This is a genomic window from Bullifex sp. (assembly GCF_034103065.1).
Classification (GTDB): Bacteria; Spirochaetota; Spirochaetia; order Sphaerochaetales; family Sphaerochaetaceae; genus Bullifex.
This window is the reverse complement of sequence record NZ_JAXEGN010000219.1, coordinates 1-4205: the sequence shown is the minus strand read 5'-3', so window position 1 is coordinate 4205 and position 4205 is coordinate 1. Positions and strand designations below refer to the sequence as shown.

The window sequence follows — 4205 nt, the reverse complement described above, 5'->3', positions numbered from 1 at the left end:
TGGGTTTACAAAGGAAGAGAATGAAAAAGGTTGGTTTGCAGATCGTGAAGGTTGGCTTACTGTAGCAAAGGATTCATTCGAACTTGACCGTGTAATCTTCAATGAATTTGAAGATCTTCCTCACTATTTAATGGGCCACAGCATGGGATCTTTCATGGCTCGTAGTGTAATTACTATGCACCCATCTGAATTTGATGGCTTAATTATTATGGGCTCAGGAGCATCAAAAGGAATTGTAGGAAAGGTTGGAAAGTCTATTGCTTTAAGCATGGCCAAAAAATATGGCTCACGACTTCCTAATAGCAAGCTTGATAAACTTAGCTTTGGTTCCTTTAATTCAAAAATAAAAAATCCACGTACCCCTTTTGATTGGTTAAGCCGTGATGAAAAAGAAGTAGATAAATATATTAACGATCCACTTTGTGGTTTTATTTGTTCTTCTATGTTCTACTCTGATTTAATTGATGGCGTTGAGATGGCTAACGATGTTAATTTAATGAAAAAGATTCCAGCATCTCTTCCAATTTTAATTATTTCAGGTGATGCTGACCCTGTTGGTGGCTATGGTAAGGGTGTTAAGAAGTTTGCCCAGAACTATAAAAAAGCTGGGATAAAGGATGTTACCCTTAAGCTCGTTGAGGGTGGAAGACACGAAATTTTGAATGAGACAGATAAACAGGATACCTATAATTTTATAGGTTCTTGGTTAATGGAGAAGGTTAATTTAATCAATGGATAATGAAGAAGCAAAGATTAATCTAAAGGATAGATTTATTTCGTGGGTTCAAGATGTTTGGTATTTGCTAGTTCGTTCCTGCGAAATCTTATTTAACGATAATGTAGATATCCTTGCTTCTGGTTTAGTTTATTCAACCCTTGTTGCATTTGTACCTTGTTTTACATTTATTTTTGCTGTAGTCCAGCTATTTGGTGTATTACAGCCCCTAATTGATATCTTAGTTGAACTATTGTATCAAGCAATGGGGGCTGCTATGAGCAAGCAAATTATTGAAGCACTCTCAAAATTAACAACAAATGGAATGGGACTTGGTGCTTTAGGTTTTGTTTCTTTTATTTTTACTACAATATTACTTGTAAATAAAATTTACATGGTTATTAATAGACTATTTAGGGCAACTCCTAGAAGTGGAACATTAAAGAGGTTTACAACCTTTTTTACATTCCTAATTCTAGCTGTAATTTTTTTATCAGTTGTATTAGCCTTAAACACAAAAGCAACTAATTACATTTCTTCCTATGTCGATAACTCAAATACTCCTAGTAGTTTTAAATTGTTTATATCAAACATTTTTTCATATTTTGGAGTAGTATTATTTTTATTTTCGATATTCTATTATGTGCCTAATTTAAAAGTAAGATTTAAATCAGCACTCTTAGGCTCTTTAATTGGAGCAGTAATGCTCTTTATTATTACAGCTGCTTTTAAGTATGTAGTAACACTATCAGTAAATACTTCAGTACTTTATGGTTCGCTTTCAACTGTATTTTTCTTACTTTTGTATCTTTATCTTTGTTGGTACGCTGTTTTGATTGCAGCTGAATTTACCTATGTTTATCAGTTTAGACCTGATAAATCAGAGGTAAAGGGAATTGGAGAAGACCCTGCTAAGCGAATTCAAGATGGCATTAATTTAATAATGATAGTTGCTTCATCATATAGAAATGGAGAAGGACAAGTAAGCCAAAAGCAGCTTATTAGAAAGCTTTTGATAAACCAAATGGAACTTAATAGTATTACTTCTTGCTTTGTTTCTGATGGTTTTTTATTGGAAACAAATAGCACAAAAAAAGGTATGATTTGCTATGTTCCTGCAAAACCTCTTGATCAAATTTTGGTTAAGGACATCGTTAAGTCACTATATGCCTTTGATGAAGAGAGTATTGAAACAATTGGTGAAGCAGTTAGTGAGCAATTTTTGAAAAAAGGACTTGATTCATTTAATAATCTAACATTAGATAATCTTCTGGAGAGAATATAATGATTATAGACATTCACAAAATACCTGAGCTAACAAGAAAGGATTTTTCATCAGTTCCTGATGTTAGTCAAAATCCTGTAAAGCGTTTTAAATGTGCTGATATAAAAATTAATTATTACAAAAATGTAAAAACAGCCTCAGGAGAGGATTATGTATTTATTGCTCATTCCTTGGTTGCTTTTTTTAATGATAAAGCAAAGATTGCTGTTTCAGTGGAAAAGCAGAATTTAAGAGCTTTAAGTCAAATGCTTGGAGTTAGCTTAAGAGAGCTTCAGAAGGAGAATAATACTAGAGGTCTTTATTCTTCTGGAGAGGTAGTAATGTACTCTAGTGGTCAAAAAGAGGAGTATGGACCATTAAGTGTAGAGGAAAAAGAAGAATACATTCTTCCTTTCCTTTTTGATTTACTCCTCGATTCTATCGACTACATTGAAGAGGTTGTTCCATTAGACTAATGGAAGACGATCGAGTAGGGCATGGTAAACAGTTTTTATCATGCCTCTTTTTTTAGGGTAGTTATTATTAATTGCTTCTTGATAAATGGATAATACCTTATCGGCAAAACTATCAGAGCTAAAAGATGAAATAGCAAATTCACGAGCTTTTTTACTCATTTCTTTTGCTTTATCAGGGTTTGTTAGGAAGAATGTAAGGTGGTCCTTAAATTCTTTTTCATTGTTAAATGACCATCCTGTTTCACCCTCAATTAATACATTATCTAAGCAGTCATCTTTTTTACAAAGAAGAGGAAGACCACTTGTAAGTGCTTCAATATAGGTTAATCCTTGAGTTTCACTTTGGCTCGCAGAAACAAATAGGGAGCCAAGGCGATAGTAGAGTGCTATATCATCTTGACTTACCATTCCTGTAAAGACAGTCTTATTTGATAATCCTGTGGTAGCAATTTGCTGTTCTATTGTTTTTCTATCTGGACCATCTCCAATGATTAAGAATTGATAATCATACAAACGATAGTCTGAAAGATAATTAATTATTTCAAGAAGATTCTTTTCCTTACCAAGCCTTCCGACAAAAATAAGTGTGGCAACATCCTTTTTTAGATTATGCTTAGTTCTAAGCTTTTCAATATCTTCAGCTGTATACTCTTTATTGTATTTTGATAAATCAAGTCCTGTTGGAATAACAGTTATTTTATTTCTAATGTTATAGCCTTCAAGTTGGAGTTTTGTCTTTTGAGTAGGTGCAATTATCTCCTGCATATAAGATGTAACATGCTTAATGTATGCTTTAACAATTGGTTTACCTACCTTTTTACTTAGTGCTATATAGTGTACGTAATCTTCATAATCTGTATGGTAGGTGTGCACCATAGGGGCACCAGTCTTTCTTGAGATGTCCTTAGCAAGCTTGTAGGTTGAGAACTCTGTATTAGTGTGAATAACATCAGGCTTCCACTCAATTAGCTCTTGAATATACTTTCTCATAACAGGATGCTTGATACGGATATCTGGATATATTTTATCAACACTCATTGAACCGATGTATATTACATTGTCTTTTATATGAGTTGATGCAGATTCTGAGAGCGTTAATACCTTTACCACATGCCCTTTCCTTTCTAGGGCTTCCTTAAGATTTTTTACTGATGTAATAACCCCATTAATTGCAGGGTAGTATTTATCAACTGCTAACAAAACTCTCATATAGTAATTATCGACTTTGGTTAATAAAAATTCAAGCTTTCTATTATTGTTTATTGTGCCACTAGTGTAATATCATCTAAAAATTATGAATCAACGAAGTAAAAAAATACAATTTTGGGGGCTAAATATAGCTTCCTTTTTAGGTCAATGTGCAATTTCAATGGTAAACCTTGCACTTGTATATTATTTAAGATACACACTAAATGCCTCTGCAGGGACTATAGCATATGCAGCAAGCACATACACTAGTGTGTACTTAGTATCTTGCTTACTATGTTCAAAAATCTATCAAAATTTTGCTCCAAGAATAATGGTTAGCTTATCAGTAATTGGAATGGCTCTTTCAGTTATTGCTATTTCTTTTACTTATTCTATCCCTTTAGTTTTTCTATTTTTAGTCTTCTATGGTTTTACAATGAGTATGCTATGGCCACAAATGGAAGCTTGGATCACAAGAGGAAGTGAAGGAGCTGAACTAAACAAGCTAACTAGTTCATTTAACTTTTCATGGAGCTTTGGTACTGGAATAAGCCCATATTTA

5 protein-coding genes are annotated in these 4205 nt (G+C 33.2%); 4 read left to right on the top strand and 1 reads right to left on the bottom strand.

What is annotated here, in order from left to right; translation table 11 throughout:
* The 3 genes from SOY52_RS08590 to SOY52_RS08580 all read left to right on the top strand — a co-directional run.
* A partial coding sequence (locus SOY52_RS08590) for a serine aminopeptidase domain-containing protein (RefSeq protein ID WP_320848544.1) occupies positions 1-739 on the top strand: 739 nt, incomplete at its 5' end.
* Complete coding sequence (locus tag SOY52_RS08585) at positions 732-2000, top strand: YihY/virulence factor BrkB family protein (RefSeq protein WP_320848543.1); 1269 nt, start codon at positions 732-734, stop codon at positions 1998-2000. The genes SOY52_RS08590 and SOY52_RS08585, both read left to right, overlap by 8 nt.
* Positions 2000-2455: a hypothetical protein gene (locus SOY52_RS08580; protein WP_320848542.1), complete on the top strand. Its 456-nt coding sequence runs from the start codon at positions 2000-2002 to the stop codon at positions 2453-2455. Before SOY52_RS08585 ends, SOY52_RS08580 begins: the two co-directional genes overlap by 1 nt.
* Here SOY52_RS08580 and SOY52_RS08575 read toward each other — a convergent pair.
* On the bottom strand, positions 2447-3664 hold the full coding sequence (locus tag SOY52_RS08575; RefSeq protein ID WP_320848541.1) for a glycosyltransferase: 1218 nt from the start codon (positions 3662-3664) through the stop codon (positions 2447-2449). The two genes, SOY52_RS08580 and SOY52_RS08575, sit on opposite strands and share 9 nt — an antisense overlap.
* 85 nt (positions 3665-3749) lie before the next feature.
* On the opposite strand from SOY52_RS08575, the gene SOY52_RS08570 reads away from it, so the two are divergent.
* Positions 3750-4205, top strand: a 456-nt coding sequence (locus tag SOY52_RS08570; protein ID WP_320848540.1) for an MFS transporter, incomplete at its 3' end; no start/stop codon positions are given.